Here is a 26467-nt window from a genome sequence, read left to right as displayed (position 1 = left end):
GCTCACTCTCCCTCGCTAAGGCCGGCATCTTTTGCGAGGCTCGGCCGCGTGTTCGCTAGAGTGTTGGCAGGAGCGCCGCCGGTCAAGCACGGCTTGTACTCGTCACGCCGGGCCAACGCGGCAGCGATGACTGCATGTTCCAACAAAATATGATCTATAGTCGCTCATAGGGGTTGCATCGCGCGTCGTCTCGGCGTTGTATCGGGTCGATAGCGCAGCCGGCTCGCGACGCCGGTTCAACGTCAAGGATTGGGGAGAGACCAGAATGCAGATGACCGGCGAGCAGCGGATTGCCGCGCCGCGCCAGAAGGTGTGGGAGGCCCTCAACGACCCCGCCGTTCTCGCTCAATGCATCCCCGGCTGCCAGAGCCTGGAACGCGAAGGCGACGATCGCTTCGTCGCGGTTGCCGAAGTGAAGATCGGCCCGATCGGTGCGCGTTTCAAAGGCAATGTGCAGCTTTCCGATATCGATGCACCGAACGGCTACACGATCACCGGTTCAGGCAACGGCGGTATTGCCGGCTCGGCCAAGGGGGGTGCGAAAGTGCGTCTTTCCGACGCCGGGGGCGGGGAAACGCTGGTTTCCTACGATGTCGAGGCGGAAGTGGGCGGGCGCATGGCCCAGCTTGGCGGACCGATCATCGATGCGACCGCCAAGAACCTTGCGGGCAAGTTCTTCGCGAAGTTCGGCGAAGTCGTGAGCGGGGCAGGTGCTGCGCCCGCCGCCGAAGAGGCGCCGCAAGCGGCCGGTGCGCCGGAACGGGCGGCTGCGGCGACGCCGCCGGTGGCAGTGCCCGTGGCCGCGCCTGTCGCGTCGCAACCTGCGCCGCTATGGGGATGGGTCGCTGCCCTGGTCCTGGCGCTTCTGGCAGGCTTCACGCTGGGCATGTGGCAGATGCACTCGCAGATGCTTCTCGTGCTGGTGCTGATGGTCGTCACGGCTGCAGCCGCCTACGAAGCAGGACGGCGCGGGGGTCTGCGATGAAACCCGCGCCTTTCGACTATGCGCGGCCCACGAGCGTGGCCGAGGCCTGCCAGGTGCTTGCCGACGCCGGCGGCGGCGCGACGGTGATCGCGGGCGGCCAGACACTGATGCCCTTGCTCAACCTGCGCATGAGCCAGCCCTTCATCCTCGTCGACATCAATGGCATTGCCGGTCTCAAGGGCGTCAGCCGCGCCGACGGTGCAATCCGCATCGGCCCGGCCACCCGTCAGGCTGATGCCCTCAAGGACGCCACGCTGGCGCAGCATTTGCCTGCACTGGTCACGGCGCTGGGCCATGTCGGTCACTACCAGACCCGCAATCGCGGGACGGTCGGCGGCTCGGTGGCCCTGGGCGAACCGGCCGCGGAAATGCCCGCCGCCGCCGTGGCGCTGGGGGCGACGATCGAGATTACGTCCGTGCGCGGCACCCGCAGCGTCAAGGCGGAGGAGTTCTATCTCGGCCCATACATGACCGTGCTGGAACCCGATGAACTGGTGACCGGAATTTCCTACCCCGAGTGGCCGGAGGGGCACACCGTGCTGTTCCGCGAAGTCGCACAGCGTACCGGAGACTTCGCGCTGGTGGGTATGGTCGGTGCCTTGGCGCTCGAAGCGGGCGCCATCGCCCGCGCCGGGATCGGCTGGTTCGGCATGGGGCCGACGCCGATCAGGGCCAGGCAGGCGGAACGGGCACTCGTCGGCAAGGCGCTGGGCGAGATCGACGTGCAGGCCGTGGCCGAACTGGCCGTGGCCGATACCGCCCCGTTCGACGACCACCACGCCAGTGCCGAATACCGCCGCACCGTGGGCAGGCGCATCTTCGCCCGCACCCTGCGCGAGACCCTCGATATCAGGAGCGCCGCATGAGCGAGCACAAGATCGACCTCACCGTCAATGGTCATCGTCACAGCGCCACGGTGGAAGCGCGCACAAGCCTTGGCGAGTTCCTGCGCGAAGGCTTGGGGTATACCGGTACGCACCTCGCCTGCGAGCACGGCGTCTGCGGGGCCTGCACGGTGCGCGTCGACGGGGTGGCGATGCGCTCGTGCCTGATGCTGGCAGTGCAGGCGAACGGCTGTGCGATCACCACGGTGGAAGGTCTCGCCAAACCGGACGGCACGCTTCACCGCGTCCAGCAGGCGCTCAAGGACAACTTCGGGCTGCAATGCGGCTTCTGCACGCCGGGCGTGGCGATCACTCTGGCGACGGTGCTCGAAGACAACCCCTCCGCGACCACCAGTGAAATGGAAGAGGCCATGTCCGGCCATATCTGCCGCTGCACCGGCTACCAGGGCATTCGCCGCGCGATACGCCAGCTTGCGGGAGAACCGGCATGAACTATCACGCGAGCAGCGTCGGCGCGACGCGCTATGTCGGCGAACGCACGCCGCGCAAGGAGGACGGGCGCCTGCTGACCGGGCGCGGGCAGTTCACCGATGATGTCCAGCTGCCCGGCATGCTGCACATCGCTTTCGTGCGCAGCCCTGTCGCCCGCGGCAGGATCGCGTCCATAAATCTGGACGTGGCGCGCGAAATGCCGGGCGTTCAGGCGATCTATACGCAGGATGATCTCGCCGCGATCCCGGTGCAGATGATGAGCTTCTTCTTCACGCCCATCGAAAGCCCGGTGACGCTGCTGGCCGACGGGCGCGTGGCCTGTGTCGGCGATCCGGTGTGCATGGTGATTGCCGAAAGCCGGGCGCAGGCCGAGGACGCCGCCGCGCTGGTCGAGCTTGAGATCGAGGAGGAAGCCCCGGTCGTCACCATTGCCGATGCCAGGACCGGCCCGCTGGTCCATCCGGACAAGGACGACAACATCGCTGCCGAAATGGGCGACGAGGACATGCTGGAAGAGGCGATCCAGCCGCTGCTGGACAAGGCGCCGCATGTCGTCACTCACACGATCCGCCACCAACGCATCGCCCAGTCGCCGATGGAATGCCGCGCCTGCGTGGCGTCGCCCGAGGGGTCGGGCGAAATGACGGTATGGATGGGCTGCCAGAGCCCGCACCTTGCCGCCCGCTACGTAGCGCTGGTGATGGGTCTGCCGCAGGAGTCGATCCGCGTCATAGCCAAGGACGTCGGCGGCGGTTTCGGCCTCAAGAACATCCCCTGGCGCGAGGAAGTGGCGGTTGTGGTTGCCGCGCGCCTGTTTGGCCGGCCGCTCAAGTGGATCGAGGATCGCTACGAGGCCCTGACCGCTTCCAGCCATGCGCGCGAGCAGGAAGTGTCGCTGACGATCGGCCTCGACGACGAAGGCAAGCTGCTGGCGGGCTGGTCCGACTATGCCTGCAACAACGGTGCCTGGCCGATGGGCGAGGATGCCAACATCGCCGTGCACATGTTCATGTGGCCGGCCTACAAGCTGCCGGCCTATGGCTTCGTCACGCGCGGCTGGTACACCAACACGATGGGGCTGGGCGGCTATCGCGGCCCCTGGGCGATGGAATCGCTGATCCGCGAGACCACGCTCGACAAGGCTGCGCGCAAGATGGGCATCGATCCGGTCGAGCTGCGCCGCAAGAACCTGATCTATCTGCCCGATCAGCCGGTCACGTCGAACATGGGCATCGAGGTGACCGACATCACGCCGGGCGAATGCCTCGAGAAGCTGGTCGCCAATGTCGATATCGCCGCCTTCCGCAAGGAGCAGGCCGAGGCGCGCAAGCAGGGCCGCTACCTCGGCATGGGAATTGCGACCTACATCGAACCGACTGGTTCCGCCGGTGCCATGGCGCCCATGACCGGCGAGACTGTGCAATTACGCATCGAACCCACCGGCAAGGTCGTTGCCATGCTCTCCACGCATTCGCAGGGGCATGGCACGGCCACGACGATGGCGCAGGTGATCGCCGAACAACTCGGCGTCGCTTACGAGGACATTTCGGTCTTCGAGGGAGACAGCGCAATCGGCGCGTTCAGTCCGGGCGCGGCGGGCAGCCGTCAGGGCGTGATTGCCGGCGGCGCGACCTGGAAAGCGACCGAGATACTGGCCGAGAAGGTCAAGGCGGTCGCCGCGCACCTCTCCAACGCCCCGGTGGATGCCGTCACCATCGACGGCGGCATGGTCCACGTCGAAGGCGCGCCGGAAATGTCGCGCTCGCTCAAGGAATTGGCCGAGATCGCCTATGGCGAGCCCGCGCGTCTGCCCGAGGGCATGGCAAGTGGCCTTGAGGCGCAGTTCCGCTATCAGCCGCCGCCGATGACGATGACCAGCGCCGCGCATTGTTGCGTGGTCGAAGTCGATGCCGAAACCGGATTCGTGAAGATCCTGCGCTGGATCAGTTCCGAGGACTGCGGGACCGTGATCAATCCCGGCGTCGTCGAGGGCCAGATTGCGGGCGGGCTGGCACAGGCCATCGGACAGGTTCTGCTGGAAGACATGCCTTACGATGCGCGCGGCAATCCGCTCGCGGCAACGTTCAAGGACTACCTGATGCCGACGATCTCGGACGTGCCGGACTTTGAATACCTGCACGCCAACACGCCCTCGCAGACCATCGGCGGCATGCGCGGCGTGGGTGAGGGCGGGGCGATCATCGGCCCGCCGACGCTGGTCAACGCCATCGCCGATGCCCTCGCGCCTTTCGGCGAACTCGGCGGCGAAACGGGCGAAGTGACCCTGCCGCTGACTCCGTCGCGCATTCTCGACGTGATCGAACAGCGCGACGTCTCCGGCCATCACGCCCCCGCCGAAAAGACGGTGGCTGCACCGGTAGCGGAAGAAGCACCCGCCGAACCTGTGGCGGAAGCACCCGCGCCCGCACCGGCACTCGCCGCTGCCAGCATCGATGGCGACTGGGACATGACGCTCAAGGCACCGATGGGCGGGCAGACGTTCCTCGCCCACTTCGAGACCGATGGCACGGCGTTGTCCGGTTATCTCTCCGCGCCGGAAGGCCAGCAGGACTTTTCGGGCGGCACCTTCGAGGACGGCCGGATGAAGTTCGAGGTGAAAGTCGACAAGCCGATGAAGGTCACGCTCAAGTACGACCTTCAGGCCTCGGGCGACACGATCACCGGCAAGTGCAAGATGGGCATGTTCGGCACAGCGAAAGTGAACGCGGTGCGGGCCTAGGGCATTGCCCGAATGACGCAGTGATGCGTCATTCGGGCAATGCGGCCAGAAGTTGCTTGGCGACGGCATTGTCCGGATATTCGGTCAGCGTCAGGTCCAGAAGCGATCTGGCCGCATCGTAATTTTCCTTCTTCCGCAGGGCATTGGCGGCCATCAGCATGGGCATCGGCCTCACCGTCACGCCATGCCTCTCGGCCCATGCCTTCAGTTCGGAAGCTCCGGGCAGCCTCGATTGCGTGGCGGCCCGATAGAACGCCACCAATGGTGCCGGTCCCGGAAGCGATGCCCCTTCGTCGCCAAGCGCATAGGCAAGCACGTCCCGGAAAATGTTCAGGGGCGCGTTCTCCAGATTGGAGAGCATCACCAGCGTATAGTTCGCTTTGCCATGGCGGAAGTTCACCAATTCTGCGCCGCCGCCAGTAGTCGTGCCGCCCTTGGTGACGTAGGTCCGACCGTTCTCGTCATAGATTTCCCAGACGAGTCCGACGTCCGCGCCGAGGCTGGGAAAGTAGGTCAGGGGGCGTTCGCTTTCTTCCCGCAGCGCCGTGCCGAACCAAAATCCGTGGCCGAGGCCCCGGTCGAACGCCAGCATGTCGTCCACGCCGGTATACCAGCCGCCGTCGGGACCGGGGCGCGGGTCGTCGAAGGTCGTCTCAACCGTGCCGTCAGGGCGCAGGGCGAAGCCCTTCGGGCGGGCCGCGTACTCCATGTCGGGCTGGAACTCGCGCACTTCCATGCCCGCGCGGTCGAACACGTCTTCGGCAAAGATGGTTTGCCAGTCGCGATCCTGTGCATCGGTCGCTTCGAGGATTGCGGCGAGTACCCAGAAGGCGGAATTGGAATAGGCGAAGCCCTTGCCCGGGGCGAATTCGACCTTGCTGGTCCGGACCAGGTCGAGGAAGTCGTCCAACGTCCGCTGCTCGAGCGTATAGTCGGGGTGACTGAAATAATCGCCGTACCCCGAACTGTGGCTGAGCAGCTGGCGGATCGTGATGTCTTGTGCGCCCGGCAGGCCACTGTTCGGCAAGTGTCGAGCGATGGTATCATCGAGCGACAGCGTGCCGTCTTCGACCCGTTCCAGCACCAGGGCCATCGTGAACAGCTTGCCCACCGAACCGACGTTGTACGGCTGCCCGGTTGTGGCCCGAGTGCCGGCCTCATCGATTGGGCCGTATGCCTTGCGCAGAACCACTTCACCGTCACGCGCCAGCAGCACGGCGCCGTAGAAGCGATCGTGCTCCGCTGCGGCGGAAAGGGCTTCCTCCAGCCGAACGGCCACGTCACCCTCTGGTTGAACCGGGCGGGCGGCTGCGGGAACTGAGACGATTACAAAGGCGAACGCGACCAGAATTCTTATCATTGCGCCCGTTATCAACGCCGCATCCAGCGCCGTCAACCAACCGGTATTTACCTAATGCGGTGTCTCTCCAGAGGCAGGATCTATTTTACCTTGTACGGCGCATATTGCGGCGGTTCGGCGCCAGTGCCGAGCCGGGCCGAGGGCGGGAATTTGCCGCCGATATCGGTGATGCCGTAGTGCTGGCCCAGTTCGGCGCCGATCATCGTCTTGCCGTTGTAGGTCATCAGGTCCGGGTCGTTCCACAGTGCCCAGGCGAGGTGGCCGGTGTAGCCTGCCGATTCCAGAAACCCGTCGAGGTGCGCGAAGCGTTCGGGTTCGGCTTCCATCATCTGCATCAACCGCTCGGTGGTGAGTGCGCCCATCCAGACCGAGACCGCCGCGACGTTCGCGCCCGCATCTGTGAAGTCGACGCCCATGTCGAAGGCCATCTTGTCCACCCCGGCCTTGTGCGCGCCATAGGCCGGGCCGAAGCAGTAGTGCATCGAACCGGGCGAGGAGGTGAACAGGATCAGTCCCTTGTCCTGCTTCACCATGTGCGGCGCGGCATACCACGAGGTGACGAAGCCGCTGCGCACGCCGACGTCGATCATGTTGCCGATGGCCAGCGGCTTTTCCCAGAACTGGCCGGGATCGTTGAGCCGGTCGTGGACGGCGCAGGCGTTGTTGATCAGGATGTCGATGCGGCCCTGTTCGGCCATGACCTGATCGATGAGCGCGGCGATCTGTGTGTCGTCGCTGCTGTCGCAGGCGACGGCAATGCCCTTTCCACCCGCCTCGGTCACTTCGCGTGCGGTGGCGTGGATGGTGCCGGGCATCGAGGCATCGCCTTCCTTCTGCGAGCGACCGGTGACGTAGACGGTGCAGCCGTGCGAACCCAGCGCGACGGCTATGCCCCGGCCGGCACCGCGGCTGGCCCCGGTGACGATGGCGACGGGCACGGCGTCAGGCATTGGCTTCTCTCCCGGTATTGCTTTGCCTGCATGCTATCGCCGCTGAACAGGTCTACAAGAGGCCCGTGAACGGAAGCGCGCCAGCGATCTACCGGCTGGAGTCCTTCACCGTCTCCATCGCCACGAAGGTGGAGGTGCTGGAGACATGCGGCAGGCTTGAAATCTTCTCCCCCAGCACCACGCGGTAGCGGCGGATGTCGGCCGTGCGCACCTTGAGCAGGTAGTCGAAGCTGCTGGCCAGCATGTGGCATTCCTCGATCTCGGGAATGCGCTGGACCGCTCGGTTGAATTCGCTGAGCGCCTGTTCGCGCGTGTCGGACAATTTGACCTCGGTAAAGGCGACATGATCGAGCCCGAGGGTGGCCGGATTTACAATGGCGCGAAAGCCCCGGATCACGCCGCTTTCGATCAGCTTGCGCATGCGCACCTGGCACGGCGTCTTCGACATCCCCACCTCTTTTGCGAGATCGGTGACCGTGATCCTGCCGTCTCGCCGCAGGACAGCTATAATCCTGCGGTCCAGATCGTCCAGATCGACCGTAGTTCCGGCATTTTTCATTATAAATGACCAATTCTATGATTAAGTTAGGGCTAATAGACTCTTTCAAGCGTGCTGATAAGTCACATTGCCGAATGTGACTGTTGTATGATGGGCCACATGACAGCCGAGCCCCCCTTCGCCGCCTTTTCGCCGGCCATCCGTGATCTCTCGCCGCTTCGACGTGCCATTGCCGGGGCCCGACGCCGGAACGAGGCCGAATGCCTCGCACCGTTGCTCGAAGCCGCCAGTCTTCCGGCGCCGGAGCGCGACGCCATACGCCAGACGGCGGCAGAACTTGTCACGGCGTTGCGTGCGGAACGAAAGGGTAGCGGGGTCGAGGGGCTGGTTCAGGAATATGCGCTCTCCAGCGAGGAAGGCGTGGCGCTGATGTGCCTGGCGGAGGCGCTGCTGCGCATTCCCGATGCGGCCACGCGCGATGCGCTGATCCGCGACAAGATTGCCCACGGCAACTGGAGCGGACACCTGAGCGGCGACAAGTCGCTCTTCGTCAATGCGGCGACCTGGGGGCTTGTCGTGACCGGAAAGCTGGTGGGCAGCGTGGACGATCGGGGCCTGTCCCGCGCCTTGACGCGGCTGATCGCGCGGGCGGGCGAGCCGGTGATCCGCCGGGGCGTGGATCTGGCTATGCGCATGCTGGGCGAGCAATTCGTCGTCGGCGAAACCATCGGGGACGCACTCAAGCGCGCTCGGGAGCGGGAGGCGAAAGGCTTCCGCTACAGCTACGACATGCTGGGCGAAGCGGCGATGACCGCGGCCGATGCCGAGCGCTATTACAATGATTATGTCCGGGCGATCGAGGCTATCGGCGATGCCGGGGCGGGGAAGGGCATCTACCGGGGGCCGGGGATTTCGATCAAGCTGTCCGCGCTCCACCCCCGCTATGCCCGCGCGCAGGCGGACCGGGTGATGGGAGAACTGCTGCCGCGCGTGAAGGCTCTGGCGGCCATGGCCCGCGAGTACGGCATCGGCTTCAATATCGATGCCGAGGAGGCAGACCGCCTCGAACTCTCGCTGGACCTGCTGGAAAGCCTCGCGCTCGATCCGGATCTCAGGGATTGGGACGGTCTGGGTTTCGTGGTTCAGGCCTATGGCAAGCGCTGTCCAATGGTCATCGACTGGATCGTCGATCTGGCGCGCCGGGCCCGCAGGCGCATCATGGTCCGTCTGGTGAAGGGCGCATACTGGGATGCCGAGATCAAGCGCGCGCAGGTCGAAGGGCTGAGCGACTTCCCGGTCTATACCCGCAAGGTCCACACCGACGTGGCCTATATCGCCTGCGCCCGAAAGTTGCTTGCTGCACCCGACGAGGTCTTCCCGCAGTTCGCCACCCACAATGCCCAGACGGTGGCGACGATCTATCATCTTGCCGGGCCGGACTTTTCGGTTGGCCAATATGAGTTCCAGTGCCTGCACGGCATGGGCGAGGCGCTCTATTCACAGGTCGTCGGGGCCGGCAAGCTGGACCGGCCCTGCCGTATCTATGCCCCGGTAGGCACCCACGAGACACTGCTGGCCTATCTGGTCCGCCGGCTGCTGGAAAACGGCGCCAATTCCTCGTTCGTGAACCGCATTGGCGATCCGGCAGTGCCGGTGGCGGATCTGGTCGCCGATCCGGCCGAAGTCGTACGCGCCATGCCGCAGCCGGGCGCCCGGCACGAGTTGATCGCCTTGCCCGGCGATATCTTTCCCGGCCGCCGCAATTCAGCCGGTATCGACCTGACCGATGAACTCGCCCTGCAGTCGCTCTCGCAGTCCTTGCGGCAATCGGCGGAGCAGACATGGACGGCACGACCGGACGGTTCGAACGGGCAGTCGCGGCCTGTCCTGAACCCGGCCGATCACCGGGATCAGGTCGGAAACGTTATCGATGTTCCCCCACAGGACGCTGCCAAAGCAGTCCAGCGTGCCGCCATCAGCGGTTGGAGCAGTATCCCCGTCGCGCAACGCGCGGCCATGCTGGAACTGGCCGCCGACAGCTATCAGGAGCGGCTCGAGGTCTTCATGGGCCTTGCCATGCGCGAGGCGGGCAAGTCCGCGGCCAATGCCGTGGCGGAAGTGCGCGAGGCGATAGATTTCCTGCGCTTCTATGCCAGGCAGGCGCGCGAGACATTCGGGGCGGATCAGATCCCGCTGGGACCGGTGGTCTGCATCAGCCCCTGGAACTTCCCGCTCGCGATCTTCACCGGGCAGGTCGCGGCGGCGCTGGTCGCGGGCAATCCGGTGCTGGCGAAACCTGCCGAGGAAACCCCGCTGATCGCGGCCGAGGCAGTGCGCATCCTGCACGAGGCCGGCGTTCCGGCGGATGCCCTGCAACTGGTGACGGGCGATGGCAGCGTCGGCGCGGCTCTGGTGGAAGCGCCGCAGGTGGCTGCGGTCATGTTCACCGGCTCGACCGCAGTGGCGCGCCTGATCCAGCGTCAATTGGCCGGACGGCTCTCGCCGGACGGCAAGCCGATTCCGCTGATCGCTGAGACGGGTGGACAGAACGCGATGATCGTCGATTCCTCCGCTCTGGCCGAACAGGTGGTGGGCGACGTGATCGCCTCGGCCTTCGACAGTGCCGGCCAGCGCTGCTCGGCTTTGCGGGTGTTGTGCCTGCAGGAGGATGTGGCGGATCGGACGCTGGATATGCTCAAGGGCGCTCTGGCGGAACTGCGGATCGGCAATCCCGATCGTCTCGCCACGGATATAGGGCCGGTCATCACCGCCGAAGCACAGGCAAACATCGAGCGGCACATCGAAGCCATGCGCGAACAAGGACACCGCGTGACCCGCTTCGCCGTTCCTGAGGAAGTTGCGTCTCGCGGAACTTTCGTGGCGCCGACGATCATCGAGATCGATTCGATCAGCGATCTCGGGCGCGAAGTCTTCGGGCCGGTGCTGCATGTCGTACGCTTCCGTCGCAAGGACATGAACGCGCTGATCGATCAGATCAATGCGACCGGATACGGGCTGACGTTCGGCCTTCACACCCGGCTCGACGGCACCGTCGCGCAAGTCACTTCGCAAGTGCGCGTCGGCAACATCTATGTGAACCGCAACGTCATCGGCGCCATCGTCGGATCGCAGCCCTTTGGCGGGCGGGGGCTTTCCGGCACTGGGCCCAAGGCGGGCGGGCCACTGTATCTCGGGCGGCTGGTGAGGGACGCGCCGTGTGTCCTGCCTTCATCGGAGGCTGTGGATGCGCGCTTGGAGGATTTTGCCTCTTGGCTCGAGCGGCGCGGTAATGCGGAGGCCGCGGTGCGCGCTCGCGCGCTGGGAGCCGAATGCGCGCTCGGCACGATGCTGGAACTGCCGGGGCCGGTGGGAGAGTGCAATCGCTACGCCCTGCATCCGCGAGGTCGCGTGCTGCTGCGCCCCACCACTGATGTGGGGCTTTTCGATCAGATGGCGGCGGTGCTGGCGAGCGGCAATCGCGGCACGGTGGAGGGCATGGGTTTGCCCGATGACCTGCCCGCACCGATTGCCGCTCGATTCAGGCCGGATGCCAGTGAGCCCTTCTCTGCATGCCTTGTCGAAGGCGAGGACGATGTCATCGCCCAGGCGTGCATGGACGTCGCCGGAAAGGAAGGTCCGATCGTGCCGGTGCATACCGGGCCAGGACCTGGCTGCGCCTGGCTACTGGAGGAAGTGTCCACATCGATAAACACTACGGCTGCGGGCGGAAATGCGAGCCTCATGATGATCGGCTGAACCGTGCGTATGCCAAGTTAACCACGAATAAGGGGTTCTTGGCCTAGACACCTTCTGGAAGCGACATTCGTCGCGCAGCGTTGGCGGAGGCCATGCGGCACGAGCGGCCATGGATCGAATTGCCGGAACCGCAGGAATCGCGTGAAGCCGGAGGGCTTTCCGCGCCGATCGCGTTGCGCGACGAAATGCTGGCCAAAGGGTGGTGGGAGATGGAAGCCTCGGCCACGCTACCTTCCCAGACATATGCCTTTCACGCCGCGCTGGCTGGCACGATGCTTCCCGGCCGGATCCTGAAGGTCGTTTCGATCTGCGAAGGTGGCAAGCCCTTGGCCATACTCCCGCTGTGTCGCCGGTCAGGCCCGTTTTCGCGCTGGCATGCAGCAGGTGTGCGCCAGGTCTATGAACCTGTCGATGCTCTTTGCCGCGATGGTGTCGCGGCCCGGCGGTTGGCGCATAAAGTGGTCGGCCTTGCGCGGCCGCTGCGGCTCGATCGCGTCCCGGCCGACTCCTTGCTGGTACCTGCCCTTCGCCACGCTGCCAAGGGAAGGGCATTCGTCGTTGCGCGACCGGCACAGGCCTGGCCCACCATGGCACTGGAACCGGATGGGGCAGATCCCGAGCTGCGCTTCAACGCTGGCCGTCGTTCCGATTTTCGCCGCGCCCGGCGCCGGGCCGATGCGCTGGGCGACGTCACGTTCGAAATGCACGAACCGGCTCCGGACACCTTCGACGACTTGTTCGAACAGGCCGTCGGTGTCGAGCAGCGGGGCTGGAAAGGCGAGTCCGGTTCGGCCTTGGGAAGCGATGCTGCCAAGGGTGCTTTCTTTCGCGATTTTCTCCTGCGCTCATGCCGCGAAGGGCGCTGCCGAATCGCGTTCATGCGCATCGATCGGCGCCCGGTGGCCATGCAACTCGCGGTCGAGTTCCAGCGGCGCTACTGGCTCTTCAAGATCGGATTCGACGAGGAGTTTGCCCGTTGCTCGCCCGGCAATCTGTTGATGCTCTTTGCCTTGAAGGATGCCGCCGATCGGGGCTTGCGCGGTTTCGAAATGCTGGGAGAAGTCGAGCCCTGGATTGCCGAGGCATGGACGCAGGATGCCGTTCCGTGCCTGCGCGTGCAGACGTATCCGTTCAACCCGCGCGGTCTGGCAACACTCCTGGCCGAAGCTGCAATCTGGGGCCGTCAGCGCCTGCCGCGCCGGCTTTTCCGCCGAGGAGGGGAGGCTGGATGAGCGCGGGGCTCGCCACGAGAATGCAGCAGGCCTTGTCGCGCACGGTCGAGGCTGTCGCGCCGGCGGCAGATGCCGCGGCTGCCGCACGGGCTGCCCGCGCGCTTGAAGGCCGGGGAATCGCTGCGACCTTAAGCTACTTTCCGGCCTGGAACGGGGTGGCGGCAGGGATAATCGAAGCCTGTGCCCGCCTTTCGGCGGAAATGCACGGCGTGCGTGCGGGATCCTGCCTAGCCATCAAGGCATCGCCTCTGTACTTCGACAAGGCCAACCTGCGCGCAGTCGCCGGGCCAGCAAGCGAGGCGGGAATGACCGTCGTCTTCGATGCCCTGACGCATGCCCAGGCGAAGCAGACGATGGAACTGGCCGCGTGGATGGCCGACGAGTTTCCGGCAGCGGGCGTGGCTTTGCCTGCCCGCTGGCATCGCACCGCTCCCGACGCCGCAAGATTCCGCGACACCCCGATGCGGATCCGCCTGGTCAAGGGCGAATGGGCCGACCCTGGCGGCGATGTTGCCAATTTCGCGCAAGCCTATCTCGATATCGCTTGGGCCCTGGCCGGCCGCAAGGCACCGGTAGGCGTGGCCACCCACGATCCCGCTCTGGCTGAACGGGCCCTCCGCGTCTTGCTCGATGCAGGAACACCCTGCGAACTCGAGCAGCTCCGCGGTCTGCCAGGGAATCGCACTCGCAAAGTGGCAAAGGCGCTGGGGGTGCCTGTCCGGCTGTATTGGCCGTTCGGACCGGGCTGGTGGCCCTATGCCGCGGAAAAGCTACTGGAGCGCCCCTACCTGCCCTGGTGGTGGCTCAGGGACAGGCTGGGTTAGCGTCGCTCAGAATACCGGATCGAAGCCCGGCGGCAGCTCGCTGGACGGACCGTCGTCCTGGCCGGGAACGTGGATGCCGCATTCGGTCTTGTCCCACCCCTTCCATCGGCCCGAGCGCGGATCCTCGCCCGGCGCGACCTTGCTGGTGCAGGGCGAGCAACCGATAGAGGGATAGCCTTCGGCCACCAGCGGGTGCGGCGGCAGGTCGTGCTCTGCGATATAGGCGGCGATGCGCTCGGGCGACCAGTCGATCAGCGGGTTAATCTTGAGCCGACCCTGTTCGTCGGTGGTGTCGATTTCGAAGCGTGGCAGGCTGGAGCGGGTCGAGGCCTGGAAGGCCTTGCGGCCGGTGATCGAGGCATCGAAGCCGAGCAGCGCCTTGGCCAGCGGCTTGACCTTGCGGATCTCGCAGCAGCCGTCCGGGTCGTAGGACCAGCGCAGGCCGCTTTCGTCCTTCTTCGCCAGCTCCTCGGCATCGGGCGTCAGGTTGCGCAGGTCCTTGAGGCCCAGGCGGTCGACCAGTTGGTCGCGATAGGCCAAGGTCTCGGGGAAGTGCTTGCCGGTTTCCAGGAACAGGACCGGCACCGTGGGATCGACCTGGCTGACGAGATGCAGGAGCACCGCGGACTCGGCGCCGAAGCTGGACACGATCGCGACATCGCCCGCCATGCGTTCCTTGAGCATCGTCTCGAGCATTTCTGTCGTGTCGGCGCCCCGGAACAGGCGGTTGAGGCGCACGGCATCGGCCTCGCTGAAGCGCGGGCCGGTGTCGATGCGGTCGCGGATGCGTGTCGCGTCGGTCATATCGTCAGTCCCTTCGGGAAGTCCTTTCAGCTCTGGTGCCGCAGCGCCCAGATCGGCTTCCGGCCATCGGCGGTGGCCTGATAGACATTGTCCCACCGCTCGAACGCGTTCTGTGCGTCGGTGGGGTTGAGCGGATGCTCCGGCGCGAACGCGTCGAAGCCGCAGCGCTTGAGGTGGCTGAGCATGTCGATCACCACGTCGCCCACGGCGCGGATTTCGCCGGTGTAGCCCGCTTCGCGCAGGATACGGGCGGAGGAATAGCCGCGTCCATCGGTCCAGGCCGGGAAGTTCACTTCCACCAGCGCAAGCTGATCGAGGTAGGGCAGCAGCGCTCGGGCATCATCGCCCGGCTCGATCCGCACCGCAGTGGCATTGGACTGCTCGGTGAAGGCATCCACGGTCACGGCGGGATCGTTGACCGCCTCGTCGTCACGGAACCGGAACTGGACTTCAACCATAGATAGCCTCCTTGAACGGATCCATGCCGATGCGGCGATAGGTATCGAGGAAGCGCTCGCCTTCCTGCTTGTTGGCGAGGTAGACGCCGGTAGCCTTCTCGACGGCATCGACGATGCCGTCCTCGTCGAAGCCGGGTCCGGTAATCTTGCCGAGCGAAGTGTCGGCGCCTTCGCAGCCGCCGAGCAGGAGCTGGTAGTTCTCCACGCCCTTCTTATCGACGCCGAGGATGCCGATGTGGCCGGCATGGTGGTGGCCGCAGGCATTGATGCAGCCCGAAATCTTCAGCTTGAGCTCGCCGATCTCGGCCTGCTTCTCTGCAGAGCCGAAGCGCTCGGAGATCTTCTGCGCGACCGGGATCGAGCGGGCATTGGCCAGGCTGCAATAGTCGAGGCCGGGGCAGGCGATGATGTCGCCCACGGAATCGAGGTTCGCGGTGCCGAGGCCTGCCTCGTCCAGCTTCTGCCACAGCGTGTAGAGGTCTGCCTTCTTCACGTGCGGGAAGACGATGTTCTGCGCATGGGTCACGCGCAGTTCGTCGAAGCTGTAGTCCTTGGCCAGCTGCGCCATCAGGCGGATCTGGTCCGCGCTGGCGTCGCCCGGAATGCCGCCGATCGGCTTCAGGCTGACCGTGGCGATCGTATAGCCGGCCTGTTTGTGGGCGTGGCAGTTGCGCTCCACCCAGACGCGGAAATCGGAATCGGACAAGTCGAGATCATCCGATGCCCCGGTATCGAACGCGGGATCGTCGAAGTAGGGCTTGATCCGTTCGAGTTCGGCCAGCGGCGGTTCGATGCCCTGGCTCAGCAGGTGCGCGAACTCTTCCTCGACCTGGCGGGCATATTCGTCCTTGCCCAACTCGTGGACGAGGATCTTGATGCGCGCCTTGTACTTGTTGTCGCGGCGGCCGTAGCGGTTGTAGACCCGCAGGCAGGCTTCCGAATAGGTGATCAGCTGATCGAGCGGCACGAATTCCTTGATCATCGGGCCGATCATCGGGGTACGGCCCATGCCGCCGCCGACGTAGAACTGGCAACCGATCTCGCCCGCGTCGTTCTTCACCATCTTGATGCCGATGTCGTGCAGGCGCATGGCCGCGCGGTCGGTCTCGCTGGCGATTACTGCGATCTTGAACTTGCGTGGCAGGGTCAGGAATTCCGGGTGGAAGCTCGACCACTGGCGCAGCAGCTCGGCATAGGGGCGCGGATCGACGAGTTCGTCGGCCGCGGCGCCCGCGTACTGGTCCGAGCTGATATTGCGGATGCAGTTGCCGCTGGTCTGGATGGCATGCATTTCCACCTTCGCCAGATCGGCGAGGATGTCAGGCGTGTCTTCCAGCTTGATCCAGTTGTACTGGATGTTCTGGCGGGTGGTGAAGTGGCCGTAGCCGCGGTCGTACTTGTCCGCGATATCGCCCAGCACCGTCATCTGCGCCGAGTTCAACGTGCCGTAGGGCACCGCGACGCGCAGCATGTAGGCGTGGAGCTGCAGGTAGAGGCCATTCTGCAGGCGCAGCGGGCGGAACTGCTCCTCGGTCAGCTCACCGGCAAGGCGGCGGCGAACCTGGTCACGGAATTCCGCGACGCGCGTGTCGACCATCTGCTGGTCGTATTGGTCGTACTTGTACATCAGATCACCCAGTTAACGGCTTCGGGGTCGGACGGCTTGAGCGTCAGGTCGGGGCGCACGGTGGGGCCCAAGGCGCGAATGCGGTCCTTGATATGGGCGGGGCGCACCCCGTCGGAAGTCTTCTCGCCATCTATGACATAGGCGGCAAAGACGTTCTGCGCGCCTTCCTCGCGGGCAATGATCTTCGTCCCGTCCTCGCCGACATCGGCAGCGTTGTTGACGTCGAGCGACCAGCCCACGCCGGTCCACCAGACGACCGCGCCGCTCTTGAGGTCGTTGCCGGTCAGGATTTTCATGGTGTCGTCTCCAGCGCCCCGGCTTGCGATGCGAGCGCGCGAATGGTGTGGTCGGGTTCGGCGGTGACTTCGCCGATAACGATGAGAGCCGGGCTCTTGACCCGTTCGGCCTCGACCAGATCGGCCAGGCCGGCAAGGGGGGCGCGCAGCACGCGCATGTCGGAGCGGGTCGCCTTCTCGATGACGGCAACCGGCATGTCCGGGGTCAGGCCGTCGGCAATCAGCTTCTCGCTGATCAGTGGTGCCGTGGCTACGCCCATGAAAATCACCAGCGTGCGGCCCTTCCCGGCCAGACCCGACCAGTCCTGGTCGGTCAGGCCCTTGCACTGACCGGCGACGAACGAGACGATCGAGGCGTGATCGCGGTGGGTCAATGGCACCTGCGCGGCCGCGGCTGCACCTAGGGCCGAAGAAATGCCCGGAACCACTTCGACCGGAACGCCGGCCGCATGGCAGGCCTCGGCTTCTTCGCCGCCGCGACCGAAGATGAAGGGATCGCCGCCTTTCAGGCGCACGACGTCGTTGCCTGCCAGCGCTTCGCGCACGAGCAGGTCGTTGATCGCCTCCTGCTTCATGGTGTGACGCGAGCGGCTCTTGGCGACCGAAACCATGCGCGCGCCCGGCTTCGCCATCGCGAGGATGGACGGATCGACGAGCCCGTCATGCACGATCAGGCCGGCGCTCATCAGCAGCCTTGCCGCGCGCAGCGTCAGAAGGTCGGGGTCGCCCGGGCCGGCGCCGACAAGATGGACCTTGCCGACAGGGGCCTGGCGGCCGGTGAGGGAGGGATTCGCTACCATGGTGGCGAGATGGCGCGTTTGGCCTCTTATCGCCAGCCAGAATGACTTTGTACGGCATTAGGGCAGCTTTAGCCGTTCCGTGATGTTACGTTAGGACCTCGCTTAACCCCCTCGCTAACCGAATCTTAACCTGACGGGTTGACGATTCGAGTCTCCGCGGGAGACTGATTTATGCCGATTTCGGCGCACTTCGAAGAAACAATGTCGAGCGAGGGCCAGCCACGTGCCAACCGGCGCAGGCTGCTGTTGGAAACCCAGGGCGCCCTGGAATCCGGCGTAGCCGCCAAGGTGCTTGTCCACAATGTCTCGGAAACCGGGCTGTTGCTGGAGACCGACAACGAACTGGAGATCGGCGATACGATCGATGTCGCACTGCCCGAGGCGGGGACCATGCGTGCGCATGTCGCCTGGGCGAGCGACCGGCTTTATGGCTGCGCCTTCGAGGCACCGCTATCGCCAGCCACGCTCAGTGCTGCGCAACTACGCAGTGCGGTGCAGAACAAGACCGGCATCGGTCCGGCCCCGCAGCCTGTGGGCCCCGCCCCGATCGGCGGCGAAAGCCTGGGGGAGCGGATCCACCGGCTGCGCAAGCTGCGCGGTTTCACCCAGGGTGAACTCGCCGCCCGCCTTGGCGTGAGCAAGCCTACGGTCTGGGCCTGGGAGCAGGGACGGGCCCGCCCGATCGAAGACCGCCTTGACGCGATTGCCGAGGCCCTGGGCGTCACCAGCATGGATCTCAAGCCCAGCCGCACGGTGCCGGGTCTGCCGGAACTCATCTCCCGCTGCCGCGATCAGATCGCCGCGGCCGTCGAGACGACGCCCGACAAGATCCGCATCATGATCGAGCTCTAGGGTCCCGGTTCCGGAACTCCCTTCACGTTTCGCGCAGGCCTGCCAACCCTCAGGTTTTTTGGGGTTTTCGAATCCCGAAGTCGATGGTAAATAACTGAATAACAAAGAAAAAGCATAAGGTTCGTTATATAACAGGGGCAACCAGCCTTATGCTTTTATAAAACTTTATAGGGCCGGGGTAAGGTGTATCACGAGCAGTAACTATTTTCCGGGTTCCGGATTTTTGCATTCTTCAGCTCGCGATTTTTCGTTCCTGGCTCCGTGTCAATTTCAGGAATTCGGGGCATTACCGGAATGGGCATGAATTTCACGCTTCAGGAGAGTTCCGCTATCTGCGGATTGCTGGCGGAGAGCACCTCCGACATCATCCTGAAGTCCGATCTGGCGGGAAATATCGTCTATGCTTCGCCTGGGCTTGAGAAGCAGGGCTTTCGCATGCCCGACATTCGCGTCGGCATGCGTCTGCTCGATCTTGTTGCGCCCGAGGCCCGAAAGGGTGTCGAGCGAGCCTACAGCGACGCCCTTGCCGGCTCGAACTCGGGAGACTGGGTGGAGTTCCCCGCGATAACCAGCGATGACCGGCAGTGCTGGTTCGAAATCCAGACAAGGGCGCTGAAGAACGACAATGGCGAACCTTACGGTGCCGTCAGCATCATGCGCAGCATAGACCAGCGCAGAAACCTGGAACAGCAGCTGTTTGCGGCCACCTACACCGACCCGCTGACCAAGCTGACCAATCGCGCGGCTTTCGTGTCAATGCTGGAACACATGATCGAAAAGGACATGGACGGCTGCCTCGCCCTTTTCAGCATAGATTTTTTCCGAACGATCAACATGCAGTACGGGCAAAGCACCGGTGACGAAGTGCTGGTGGTATTTTCCGACCTGCTGCGCGAGATGTTGCGTTCGGACGACCTGATCTCGCGGATCGGGTCCGAACGGTTCGCCGTCCTGCTGCCGCGCACGAGCCCGCAGGAGGCAGAGGCGATCTGCAGCCGGGTGATCAACACCCTGGCCGAACTGAGGCAAAGCGTCGGGGAAAGCCGCTTTGCGATCACGGCCAGCGCCAGTGTGGCGCGGATCGGCGTCAGCCTGGATTCGACGATCGAGCGCGCCGAAATGGCACTGTTCGTCGCCAAGACCAAGGGCCGCAACCGGCTCGAAATGGAAAAGGCCTTGCAGAAGGTCCGCCACTAGACGGCAGAGCGCGCAATGCCCGCGGAAAGAGCTATTCGCTCTCGGGGGCCGGGAAGAAGAACCGCTGGATCACGTCGCGGGCAATGCGCGACGGGCGCATGGTCTCGGCATCGACGCAGCACCAGCTCGACTTCACCTCGGCCAGCACTTCCTCGCCGCGCCGGATCACGGTCTCGTAGCAGGCGCGCGCGCCCTGCACCTTCTCGACGATAACCGTGGCGATCACGTCGTCTTCCAGAAAGGCGGGCTTGCGATACGTGATCTCATGCTTGAGCGCGACCCACAGGTGCCGGGCGATCGCGTCCGCCGGGGCCAGCGCACGCCAGTGGTCCAGCACGGCTGCCTGCACCCATTTGAGATAGCTGGCGTTGTTGACATGACCCATGAAGTCGATGTCGTCGGGATCGATGCCGATTGGAAAACGGTGGGGAATCGCTTGCTTCACGTATACGTCAATACCATTTTCAGGCGACGCGCGATACCGGCTTGCCGGGATTTTTGAACAAGCAGACCGGTTTTTCGCTCGCTTCGCGCGGCACGGAAAGTGTCTCAGGTCTTGCGCATCGCTGCCAGCAGTTCCTGAAGGGCCTGGTTGTCACGCAGGTTGATGTCGCGTTGCGGGAAGGGGATCTCGATGCCTTCCTCATGGAACATGTGCCACAGGGCCTTGAGAACCTGCGAGCGGACGTTGCCGATGCCTTCTTCCGGATCGGTGATCCAGCAATGGATGATGAAGTTGACCGAGCTGTCGCCATAGGCGTCCAGCCACGCCGTGGGGGGCGGGGCGTCGAGGACGCGCTTCACCGACCGGGCGGCCTTGAGCATCAGTTCCTCGGCCTTCACGATGTCGGAGTTGTAGGAGATCCCCACGGGGACCTGGACACGCACGTTCTTGCTGGAATAGGACCAGTTCTCCACCTGATTGATCATCAGGTTCTCGTTCGGAATCAGGTATTCCTTCTGGTCGCGCGTGGTCAGCGAGACGGCGCGAATTCCGATGCGGCGGATCTGACCGAAGGTGGAATTGCCTCCCTGATCGGTGATGGCGATCACGTCGCCCGGTTTGATGGACTTGTCCATCAGGAGGATGATCCCGGCAAACAAGTTGCCGAAGGTTTTCTGCAGACCGAACCCGATGGCCAGACCGAAGGCACCGGAAAAGACCGTCAGCGCCGTCAGGTCTATGCCCAGCATGTCTATGCCGACCAGCACCGCAATGGCCCAGATCATCAAGCTGAGCATCTTGTCGATCAACAGCCGCTGCGCCATGTCCAGTCGGGTCGCCCGCGCGAGCAGCCGGTGGGCGAGCCTGCTGACGCCCCATGCAACCGAGAAGACCAAGGCGAGGACGAGCAGCACGACGACCATGTCCCAGGCAGATACGCGCATGCTGCCGATCTGGATGGCCAGGCTGTCCAGGGTATTGATGAAGTGCCCTATGGTACCGCTCTTGGCGGCCACGGCGTTTTTCAGACCCTCGGCACCGGCGACCGGCTCGTCGACTATCAAGGTTGGCGTCGGGCTCGGTGAAGAGACCAGCACGCCGGGGTCGGCAGTGCCGCTTGCGTCCGGGGTCGGCACCTCGGTGGCGGCTGATGCCAGCAGCGAGATCATTCGGCGCGCCAGGCGCAAAGGGCCTGCTCGATGTCGGCGATGAGATCGTCGGTATCCTCGAGCCCGATGGACAGACGAACGCCGTAGCGGTTGTCCGCCTCGCCGGGGCGGGGCGGCCAGGCCATGCAGGTCCGATAGGTGGAGGGGTCTATCGGCAGGGCGAGGCTTTCATATCCGCCCCATGAAAAGCCGATACCGAACAGTTGCAAGGCATCCACGAAACGGTTGCGGGCGGCGGCGTTGCCGCCGCGGAAGACGAAACTGAACAGCCCGCAGCCACCGGTGAAGTCTCGCTTCCACAAGTCGTGTCCGGGGGCGCCCGGAAGCATGGGGCAGAGAACCTGTGCCACGTCCTCGCGGTTCGAAAGCCACCGGGCGATCCGCAGGGCGCTTTCGGTCTCCTGCTCCAGGCGCAGCTGCAGGGTCCTCAGGCCGCGCAAGGCAAGCGCGGCATCGTCGGGCGAAACGACAGTGCCCAACTGCTGGGCGCGCTGCCGCAGCCGCGGGTAAAGGTCTGGTCCGGCGCTGGCGCTGCCCATCATGAGGTCGGAATGACCGCCAACGTGCTTGGTCAAGGCCATCAGGGTGATGTCGATGCCATGCTCGAGCGCTGCGAACCCGAGGGGGCCGGCCCAGGTGTTGTCGAGCACCGAAATCGCGCCCTTTTCCCGAGCGATGCGCGCCATGGCCGGCATGTCGCACATTTCCATGGACAGGCTGCCCGGCGCTTCCAGCAGGACGGCCTTGGTCCGTTCGCAGAATGCGCTTTCGTAGGCGGCAAGGTCGAGTGGATCGAAGAAGCGGGGCTCGATGCCGAAATCGCTCAGCAATCCCTTGCCCATTGCCCGGCTGGGATCATAGGCGTTGTCGCTGATCAGCAGGACATCGCCCGGCTTGACCACCGTGAGCAGAACCCCGGCAATGGCTGCGACCCCGGAAGGGTACAGGACGGTGCCGGTCGCGCCCGGTTCGAGCTGCGTCAGGGCATCGCTCAGGGCCCATTGCGTCGGGGCGCCGCGGCGGCCGTAGAAGAAGCGCCCGTCCTCATTGCGGCGCGGTCCTTCGGCCAGCGACGCGGTGTTTTCATAGAGGTGGGTGCTGGCGCGCCAGACGGGCGGATTGACGACCGGGCCGGTCCATTCCTTGCGCCGGCCCGCGCCGACGAGGCGGGTTCCCGTGCGCGCATTTGCCAACTTGCTGGTATCGCTCAAAGTACTCTCCGCTTGCGAGGAGAGAAGCCTAGCCCGCCGCGCGGGCGTGGTCGAGGCCCAAGAGCGTCGTGCGGCGGGCACTTTCGATTTCGCGCGCGGACAGGCCGGTGACATCGCGCGGGCCCGTGTCGAGGCGCAGCGGGGCAAGGGCCGGGCCAGAACCGGGCAGGCCCACGGTAAAGACGCATCCCAGTTCCAGATGCGGCAGGCCCGGCTCATCGTCGCCCAGCAGGGCCAGCCGTATCAGCGGAACCATGAACTGGCCTCCTCCCTGCTGCACCGGCCTGATCGCATTGAGCGGCAGTTGCAACTGCCCCTTGATGTCGAGCACCTGCCCCGGCGCCAGCCGTGGAAAGCTCTCGATCGTCTGCAGCGCCTCTGGCGGCGGTCGCAACTGCATGTCCTGCGGAAGCGACCCGTGCGCAGAGATCATGTCCGCCAGCAGCTTGCCGGCCGGAAATTCGGTGCTGGCGGTAAGCTGGAGATGGAATTGCAGTGTGGCGTAGACCAGCGAAAGACGCAGCGTCGTCGGCTGGAAATCCATCTGCCCGCGAGCGCGGACGATCTCGTCCCCACGGGGGACGGCAGGCGGGGTGGCCGGTGCCATTGCAGGCGCGGTGGCCGGCGGGCTGCGGGCTTCGCGCTGCGGCTCTGCACCGGTGTTGCTTTGCGTGGGGGGCGCGGCAGGCCGTGCGGCGCGCGCGACGGCCTCTTCCTCTTCGGTCGAGGCCTGGGTCGCGCGACGCCGCAGCAACGCCAGCCCGAGGACCAGCAGGGCAACTACGGCGGGAATGGCCCACCACCACATGGACAAGTCCCGCTGTTGGCTCACCGTGGCCGGCGGCTCCTCCAATTGCGGGGTTTCGTCGCCAAGCTGTTCGGGAGCAGCAGCCGGAGCGGTCGTCGGGGGAGCGGTCGGCGTGGCCTCGACCGTCGGTCGTTCGGTCGCTGTCGCCGTCTGCTCGACCGGCGTCGTCGCCGCGGATGGCGTTCGTGCCGGCGCTGGAGCGGGAGCTGGGGCTTGGGAGGTCGTCGGGCGCGGGGCCGGCGCGGGACTCGGCGCATCACGGGGCGGCGAAGGCGGCGCCGTGATGGTGGGTGCAGGCGTCGGCTCTGGTTCGGCCGGACGAATTACCGGATTCTGCTGATCTACGGGGCCTTGCACGGCCGGAGCGGACGAGGTCGAATCCGGATCGGGCAGGCTCCAGTCCTGCAGGGGTTGCGCATGCGCGCCCTGGCCGGAGGCCGCGAAAGCGGCAAGCACGACGGCACGCGACAGGAATTTGGTTTTGCCCCTCATGATGGCACATCCCAAATCCCCAGCGCGCTGAATGGCATCTTAATGTCCTCGCTTGTCACGACCAGTCGTGGCGGCGAGCCGTCGAACCGGCGACACCGCGCTTGTCAGAACCCGGTGTAGGCGGCATGGGCTGCGACATGAGCGAGACTCCAAAGCCCCCTTTGCACCTCGGCCAGACAAGCACCCTCCCCTCCTCTCCCGAGGAGGCCGTGCTGGATTACGTGCCCAATCCGAGAGCCGGAACACTCTACCTGGTGCGTTTTGCCGCGCCTGAATTCACTTCGCTTTGCCCGGTGACCGGGCAGCCCGATTTCGCCCATCTCGTGATCGATTACGCCCCGCAGGCCACTATCGTCGAATCGAAGAGCTTGAAGCTGTTCCTCGGGGCATTTCGCAACCACTGCGGTTTTCACGAGGACGTGACGGTCGGCATCGGCCAGCGCCTGTTCGATGAAATGCAACCGCACTGGCTGCGCATCGGCGGCTACTGGTACCCGCGCGGCGGGATCCCGATCGACGTATTCTGGCAGTCGGGCGCAGCGCCGGAAGGTCTCTGGGTGCCCGAACAGGGTGTCCAGGGCTATCGCGGACGAGGCTAGAATCCGGCCGAAGCGAACTGGACGCCGTTGACCTTGGTGAGGTCCACGGTTCCCTTGCCGAGAAGCGCGAGTTGGCGGCTGGTCAGGCATTGTGCAAACACGGTCGGAGCGTCAGCGCGGCGCGCAGCTTCGGTACTCAGCGCTTCATCGAGCTTTCCCGAGCATTCCGCCTGGGTTTTGTAGGTGTCGACCGGAGCAGCAAGGCGCTGGCAGGCAGTGCCGTCGTCCGAGCACCCGAACAGGGCCAAGGCGAATAAAGTTGCGCTCATGCAATATCTCCTTTCTTATCAAGGAGAACGAACGAGGAGCAGAATTTATCCCTGCGGCGCGAAATTTCCTGAATTCGTCCTAGATTCCTGTCCCGACGCCGCTTTGCAGCCGGATTCTTTCCTCCTTGGCTGCGCCGACGAGCAATTCCCCACTGGAACCGCGTGAAACCTTGCGCGTAAGAGTGCCTCCCATGGATCAGACCAAAGCGAAACTCATCATCCGCGAAGCCACTGTGGCCGACGCTCCCGCCATCGCGCGCCTTTCCGAGAAGGTCTACGGCAAGGCCGATGCCTTCACCCGCGCCGAAATTCGTGGGCAGGTCATCAATTTCCCCGAAGGCCAGTTTGTCGCCGAGTACGAAGGCAAGGTGGTGGGCCATTGCGCGACGATGATCGTCACCGCCGATCTCGCCTTCAAGCCGCATACCTGGGAGGAAATCAGCAACGGCGGCTACGGCCGTCCGCCGGCAGAGGATGGCGACGTCCTCTACGGATTCGAGGTCTGCGTCGATCCCGACTATCGCCGGCTGCGGATCGGCCAGCGGCTCTATCGCAAGCGCAAGGAACTGTGCCAGAACTTCGAGCTGAAAGGCATCGCCTTCGCTGGCCGCATGCCCGGCTACTATCGTCGCAAGCGGACCTATCCCAATCCTGCCGACTACCTTCAGGCGGTGAAGGAAAAGAAGGTCCGCGACCAAGTCATCAACTTCCAGATGAACCAGGGATACGAGCCCCACGGCATCCTGCGCGACTATATTCCCAACGACAAGGAAAGCGGCGGCTGCGCGGTCCTCATGTACTGGACCAACCCGCTGGCCCCGCGTGATACCGGCAAGTCGATACCGGGGTTGAAGGAACGCGTGCCCTCCAGTGTGCGCGTCGCAACCGTCCAGTTCATGATGCGACGGATCGAGACCATCGACCAGTTCGAGGAGCAGGTGGAATACTGGGTCGACGTCGCCGCGGATTATGAGAGCGACTTCGTTGTCTTTCCCGAGCTTTTCACGCTCGAATTGCTTTCCATCGATGAGCGCAAGCTTGAACCGGCCAAGGCGATCGACAAGGTGGCCGACTACACCGAGCGCTTCGTCGAGTTCATGCAGCGCATGGCAGTCAGCTACAACACCAACATTGTCGGGGGGACACACCCGACCCGAGCCAAGATTGGTGGCGGTAAAACCGAAATTCGCAACATCGCCTACACCTTTCTGCGCGATGGCTCTGTCCACGAAACGCAGAAACTGCACCCGACACCCTCCGAGCGCCGCTGGTGGGGCATCAAGGGCGGTTATGGCGCCAACGTGATTCCTACCGATTGCGGACCCATTGGGGTGATGGTGTGCTACGACAGCGAGTTTCCCGAACTTGCCCGCCACCTCGTCAACCAGGGGGCGCTGATGCTGTTCGTGCCGTTCTGCACCGACGAGCGGCGCGGGTATCTGCGCGTGCGGTACTGCTGCCAGGCGCGCGCCGTGGAAAATCAGTGCTATGTCGTTACGTCTGGTGTGGTAGGAAACCTTCCGAACGTGGAGAACATGGACGTGCATTACGCCGAAAGCGCGATTCTGACTCCGTCGGATTTCCCCTTCTCGCGTGATGGTGTCGCGGCCGATACCGCACCCAACACGGAGACGATCGCGATTGCCGATCTCAGCCTCGATTCTCTGCTGACCGCGCGCCAGTCGGGCGCAGTTCAGAACCTCAAGGACCGGCGGTTCGACCTCTACCGGGTCGAATGGACGCAGGCCCAGGGCTGA

24 protein-coding genes are annotated in these 26467 nt (G+C 64.6%); 11 read left to right on the top strand and 13 right to left on the bottom strand.

What is annotated here, in order from left to right; translation table 11 throughout:
* The first annotated feature begins 265 nt into the window (after positions 1 to 265).
* Genes LK12_RS02845 through LK12_RS02830 form a run of 4 tightly spaced genes read left to right on the top strand, consistent with a single transcriptional unit; the run spans position 266 to position 5062 of the window.
* Positions 266 to 985, top strand: coding sequence for a CoxG family protein (locus tag LK12_RS02845; protein ID WP_039279060.1), 720 nt, complete (start codon positions 266 to 268; stop codon positions 983 to 985).
* Positions 982 to 1851, top strand: a complete 870-nt coding sequence (locus LK12_RS02840) for an FAD binding domain-containing protein (protein WP_039279057.1) — start codon at positions 982 to 984, stop codon at positions 1849 to 1851. The genes LK12_RS02845 and LK12_RS02840 overlap by 4 nt, the downstream gene beginning before the upstream one ends.
* Complete coding sequence (locus tag LK12_RS02835) at positions 1848 to 2321, top strand: (2Fe-2S)-binding protein (RefSeq protein WP_039279054.1); 474 nt, start codon at positions 1848 to 1850, stop codon at positions 2319 to 2321. Before LK12_RS02840 ends, LK12_RS02835 begins: the two co-directional genes overlap by 4 nt.
* Positions 2318 to 5062, top strand: coding sequence for a xanthine dehydrogenase family protein molybdopterin-binding subunit (locus LK12_RS02830; protein ID WP_039279050.1), 2745 nt, complete (start codon positions 2318 to 2320; stop codon positions 5060 to 5062). Before LK12_RS02835 ends, LK12_RS02830 begins: the two co-directional genes overlap by 4 nt.
* Positions 5063 to 5090: 28 nt before the next feature.
* On the opposite strand, the gene LK12_RS23685 is transcribed toward LK12_RS02830, so the two are convergent.
* The 3 genes from LK12_RS23685 to LK12_RS02815 all read right to left on the bottom strand — a co-directional run bounded on the left by LK12_RS23685 (position 5091) and on the right by LK12_RS02815 (position 7931).
* Entirely contained in the window at positions 5091 to 6422 is a 1332-nt protein-coding gene (locus LK12_RS23685) for a serine hydrolase domain-containing protein (RefSeq protein ID WP_156135365.1), read from the bottom strand.
* 80 nt (positions 6423 to 6502) lie between these two features.
* Positions 6503 to 7372 (bottom strand): SDR family NAD(P)-dependent oxidoreductase, encoded by an 870-nt coding sequence (locus LK12_RS02820; RefSeq protein WP_039279047.1) that lies wholly within the window; start codon positions 7370 to 7372, stop codon positions 6503 to 6505.
* An 88-nt stretch (positions 7373 to 7460) separates the two neighbouring features.
* Positions 7461 to 7931: an Lrp/AsnC family transcriptional regulator gene (locus LK12_RS02815; protein ID WP_039279043.1), complete on the bottom strand. Its 471-nt coding sequence runs from the start codon at positions 7929 to 7931 to the stop codon at positions 7461 to 7463.
* Positions 7932 to 8030: 99 nt separating this feature from the next.
* Between LK12_RS02815 and putA the strand changes: the two genes are divergently transcribed.
* From putA to LK12_RS02800, 3 genes are all read left to right on the top strand, one after another.
* A complete protein-coding gene (putA, locus tag LK12_RS02810; RefSeq protein ID WP_039280180.1) occupies positions 8031 to 11627 on the top strand; it encodes a trifunctional transcriptional regulator/proline dehydrogenase/L-glutamate gamma-semialdehyde dehydrogenase in 3597 nt (1198 codons plus the stop codon).
* Positions 11628 to 11707: 80 nt separating this feature from the next.
* Positions 11708 to 12859, top strand: coding sequence for a GNAT family N-acetyltransferase (locus LK12_RS02805; RefSeq protein ID WP_156135364.1), 1152 nt, complete (start codon positions 11708 to 11710; stop codon positions 12857 to 12859).
* Positions 12856 to 13683, top strand: coding sequence for a hypothetical protein (locus LK12_RS02800; protein WP_039279041.1), 828 nt, complete (start codon positions 12856 to 12858; stop codon positions 13681 to 13683). The genes LK12_RS02805 and LK12_RS02800 overlap by 4 nt, the downstream gene beginning before the upstream one ends.
* A 6-nt stretch (positions 13684 to 13689) precedes the next feature.
* Here LK12_RS02800 and LK12_RS02795 read toward each other — a convergent pair whose 3' ends face one another.
* From LK12_RS02795 to cobA, 5 genes are read right to left on the bottom strand one after another with little or no spacing between them, the layout of a single operon-like run.
* Complete coding sequence (locus LK12_RS02795; RefSeq protein WP_039279040.1) at positions 13690 to 14487, bottom strand: phosphoadenylyl-sulfate reductase; 798 nt, start codon at positions 14485 to 14487, stop codon at positions 13690 to 13692.
* A gap of 26 nt (positions 14488 to 14513) precedes the next feature.
* Complete coding sequence (locus tag LK12_RS02790; RefSeq protein WP_039279038.1) at positions 14514 to 14945, bottom strand: DUF934 domain-containing protein; 432 nt, start codon at positions 14943 to 14945, stop codon at positions 14514 to 14516.
* Positions 14938 to 16572, bottom strand: a complete 1635-nt coding sequence (locus tag LK12_RS02785; RefSeq protein ID WP_039279036.1) for a nitrite/sulfite reductase — start codon at positions 16570 to 16572, stop codon at positions 14938 to 14940. The genes LK12_RS02790 and LK12_RS02785 overlap by 8 nt, the downstream gene beginning before the upstream one ends.
* Positions 16572 to 16868, bottom strand: a complete 297-nt coding sequence (locus LK12_RS02780) for a DUF2849 domain-containing protein (RefSeq protein ID WP_039279034.1) — start codon at positions 16866 to 16868, stop codon at positions 16572 to 16574. The genes LK12_RS02785 and LK12_RS02780 overlap by 1 nt, the downstream gene beginning before the upstream one ends.
* Positions 16865 to 17668, bottom strand: a complete 804-nt coding sequence (gene cobA, locus LK12_RS02775; RefSeq protein ID WP_039279032.1) for a uroporphyrinogen-III C-methyltransferase — start codon at positions 17666 to 17668, stop codon at positions 16865 to 16867. Before cobA ends, LK12_RS02780 begins: the two co-directional genes overlap by 4 nt.
* Positions 17669 to 17839: 171 nt before the next feature.
* On the opposite strand from cobA, the gene LK12_RS02770 reads away from it, so the two are divergent.
* Entirely contained in the window at positions 17840 to 18520 is a 681-nt protein-coding gene (locus LK12_RS02770; protein ID WP_039279030.1) for a helix-turn-helix domain-containing protein, read from the top strand.
* A gap of 300 nt (positions 18521 to 18820) precedes the next feature.
* On the top strand, positions 18821 to 19717 hold the full coding sequence (locus tag LK12_RS02765) for a sensor domain-containing diguanylate cyclase (protein ID WP_231568214.1): 897 nt from the start codon (positions 18821 to 18823) through the stop codon (positions 19715 to 19717).
* Positions 19718 to 19748: 31 nt separating this feature from the next.
* Here LK12_RS02765 and LK12_RS02760 read toward each other — a convergent pair whose 3' ends face one another.
* From LK12_RS02760 to LK12_RS02745, 4 genes are all read right to left on the bottom strand, one after another.
* The gene (locus LK12_RS02760; protein WP_039279025.1) at positions 19749 to 20162 is read right to left on the bottom strand and encodes an acyl-CoA thioesterase; all 414 of its coding nucleotides are present in this window, start codon (positions 20160 to 20162) and stop codon (positions 19749 to 19751) included.
* A 104-nt stretch (positions 20163 to 20266) separates the two neighbouring features.
* Positions 20267 to 21331 carry a mechanosensitive ion channel family protein gene (locus tag LK12_RS02755; protein WP_039279023.1) on the bottom strand — a complete coding sequence of 355 codons (1065 nt, stop codon included), beginning with the start codon at positions 21329 to 21331 and terminating at the stop codon, positions 20267 to 20269.
* The gene (gene metC, locus LK12_RS02750) at positions 21328 to 22542 is read right to left on the bottom strand and encodes a cystathionine beta-lyase (protein ID WP_039279021.1); all 1215 of its coding nucleotides are present in this window, start codon (positions 22540 to 22542) and stop codon (positions 21328 to 21330) included. The genes LK12_RS02755 and metC overlap by 4 nt, the downstream gene beginning before the upstream one ends.
* A gap of 28 nt (positions 22543 to 22570) precedes the next feature.
* Positions 22571 to 23842, bottom strand: a complete 1272-nt coding sequence (locus LK12_RS02745; RefSeq protein ID WP_039279019.1) for a hypothetical protein — start codon at positions 23840 to 23842, stop codon at positions 22571 to 22573.
* A gap of 137 nt (positions 23843 to 23979) precedes the next feature.
* Between LK12_RS02745 and queF the strand changes: the two genes are divergently transcribed.
* Positions 23980 to 24441, top strand: coding sequence for a preQ(1) synthase (gene queF / locus LK12_RS02740; RefSeq protein ID WP_039280175.1), 462 nt, complete (start codon positions 23980 to 23982; stop codon positions 24439 to 24441).
* Here the strand turns inward: queF and LK12_RS02735 are convergent.
* Positions 24438 to 24710 carry a hypothetical protein gene (locus LK12_RS02735; protein ID WP_039279017.1) on the bottom strand — a complete coding sequence of 91 codons (273 nt, stop codon included), beginning with the start codon at positions 24708 to 24710 and terminating at the stop codon, positions 24438 to 24440. The genes queF and LK12_RS02735 overlap by 4 nt on opposite strands.
* A 191-nt stretch (positions 24711 to 24901) precedes the next feature.
* Between LK12_RS02735 and LK12_RS02730 the strand changes: the two genes are divergently transcribed.
* On the top strand, positions 24902 to 26467 hold the full coding sequence (locus tag LK12_RS02730; protein WP_039279015.1) for a carbon-nitrogen hydrolase family protein: 1566 nt from the start codon (positions 24902 to 24904) through the stop codon (positions 26465 to 26467).

The sequence above is a fragment of the Novosphingobium malaysiense genome (assembly GCF_000802225.1).
Classification (GTDB): domain Bacteria; phylum Pseudomonadota; class Alphaproteobacteria; order Sphingomonadales; family Sphingomonadaceae; genus Novosphingobium; species Novosphingobium malaysiense.
This window is presented reverse-complemented; position numbering and strand designations above follow the sequence as displayed.

What these genes read in the sequence shown, in the direction of transcription:
- LK12_RS02845 (WP_039279060.1), top strand. Translation starts at nt 266, where the DNA reads ATGCAGATGACCGGCGAGCAGCGGATTGCCGCGCCGCGCCAGAAGGTG.
- LK12_RS02840 (WP_039279057.1), top strand. Translation starts at nt 982, where the DNA reads ATGAAACCCGCGCCTTTCGACTATGCGCGGCCCACGAGCGTGGCCGAG.
- LK12_RS02835 (WP_039279054.1), top strand. Translation starts at nt 1,848, where the DNA reads ATGAGCGAGCACAAGATCGACCTCACCGTCAATGGTCATCGTCACAGC.
- LK12_RS02830 (WP_039279050.1), top strand. Translation starts at nt 2,318, where the DNA reads ATGAACTATCACGCGAGCAGCGTCGGCGCGACGCGCTATGTCGGCGAA.
- LK12_RS23685 (WP_156135365.1), bottom strand. Translation starts at nt 6,422, where the DNA reads ATGATAAGAATTCTGGTCGCGTTCGCCTTTGTAATCGTCTCAGTTCCC.
- LK12_RS02820 (WP_039279047.1), bottom strand. Translation starts at nt 7,372, where the DNA reads ATGCCTGACGCCGTGCCCGTCGCCATCGTCACCGGGGCCAGCCGCGGT.
- LK12_RS02815 (WP_039279043.1), bottom strand. Translation starts at nt 7,931, where the DNA reads ATGAAAAATGCCGGAACTACGGTCGATCTGGACGATCTGGACCGCAGG.
- putA (WP_039280180.1), top strand. Translation starts at nt 8,031, where the DNA reads ATGACAGCCGAGCCCCCCTTCGCCGCCTTTTCGCCGGCCATCCGTGAT.
- LK12_RS02800 (WP_039279041.1), top strand. Translation starts at nt 12,856, where the DNA reads ATGAGCGCGGGGCTCGCCACGAGAATGCAGCAGGCCTTGTCGCGCACG.
- LK12_RS02795 (WP_039279040.1), bottom strand. Translation starts at nt 14,487, where the DNA reads ATGACCGACGCGACACGCATCCGCGACCGCATCGACACCGGCCCGCGC.
- LK12_RS02790 (WP_039279038.1), bottom strand. Translation starts at nt 14,945, where the DNA reads ATGGTTGAAGTCCAGTTCCGGTTCCGTGACGACGAGGCGGTCAACGAT.
- LK12_RS02785 (WP_039279036.1), bottom strand. Translation starts at nt 16,572, where the DNA reads ATGTACAAGTACGACCAATACGACCAGCAGATGGTCGACACGCGCGTC.
- LK12_RS02780 (WP_039279034.1), bottom strand. Translation starts at nt 16,868, where the DNA reads ATGAAAATCCTGACCGGCAACGACCTCAAGAGCGGCGCGGTCGTCTGG.
- cobA (WP_039279032.1), bottom strand. Translation starts at nt 17,668, where the DNA reads ATGGTAGCGAATCCCTCCCTCACCGGCCGCCAGGCCCCTGTCGGCAAG.
- LK12_RS02770 (WP_039279030.1), top strand. Translation starts at nt 17,840, where the DNA reads ATGCCGATTTCGGCGCACTTCGAAGAAACAATGTCGAGCGAGGGCCAG.
- LK12_RS02765 (WP_231568214.1), top strand. Translation starts at nt 18,821, where the DNA reads ATGAATTTCACGCTTCAGGAGAGTTCCGCTATCTGCGGATTGCTGGCG.
- LK12_RS02755 (WP_039279023.1), bottom strand. Translation starts at nt 21,331, where the DNA reads ATGATCTCGCTGCTGGCATCAGCCGCCACCGAGGTGCCGACCCCGGAC.
- LK12_RS02745 (WP_039279019.1), bottom strand. Translation starts at nt 23,842, where the DNA reads ATGAGGGGCAAAACCAAATTCCTGTCGCGTGCCGTCGTGCTTGCCGCT.
- queF (WP_039280175.1), top strand. Translation starts at nt 23,980, where the DNA reads ATGAGCGAGACTCCAAAGCCCCCTTTGCACCTCGGCCAGACAAGCACC.
- LK12_RS02735 (WP_039279017.1), bottom strand. Translation starts at nt 24,710, where the DNA reads ATGAGCGCAACTTTATTCGCCTTGGCCCTGTTCGGGTGCTCGGACGAC.
- LK12_RS02730 (WP_039279015.1), top strand. Translation starts at nt 24,902, where the DNA reads ATGGATCAGACCAAAGCGAAACTCATCATCCGCGAAGCCACTGTGGCC.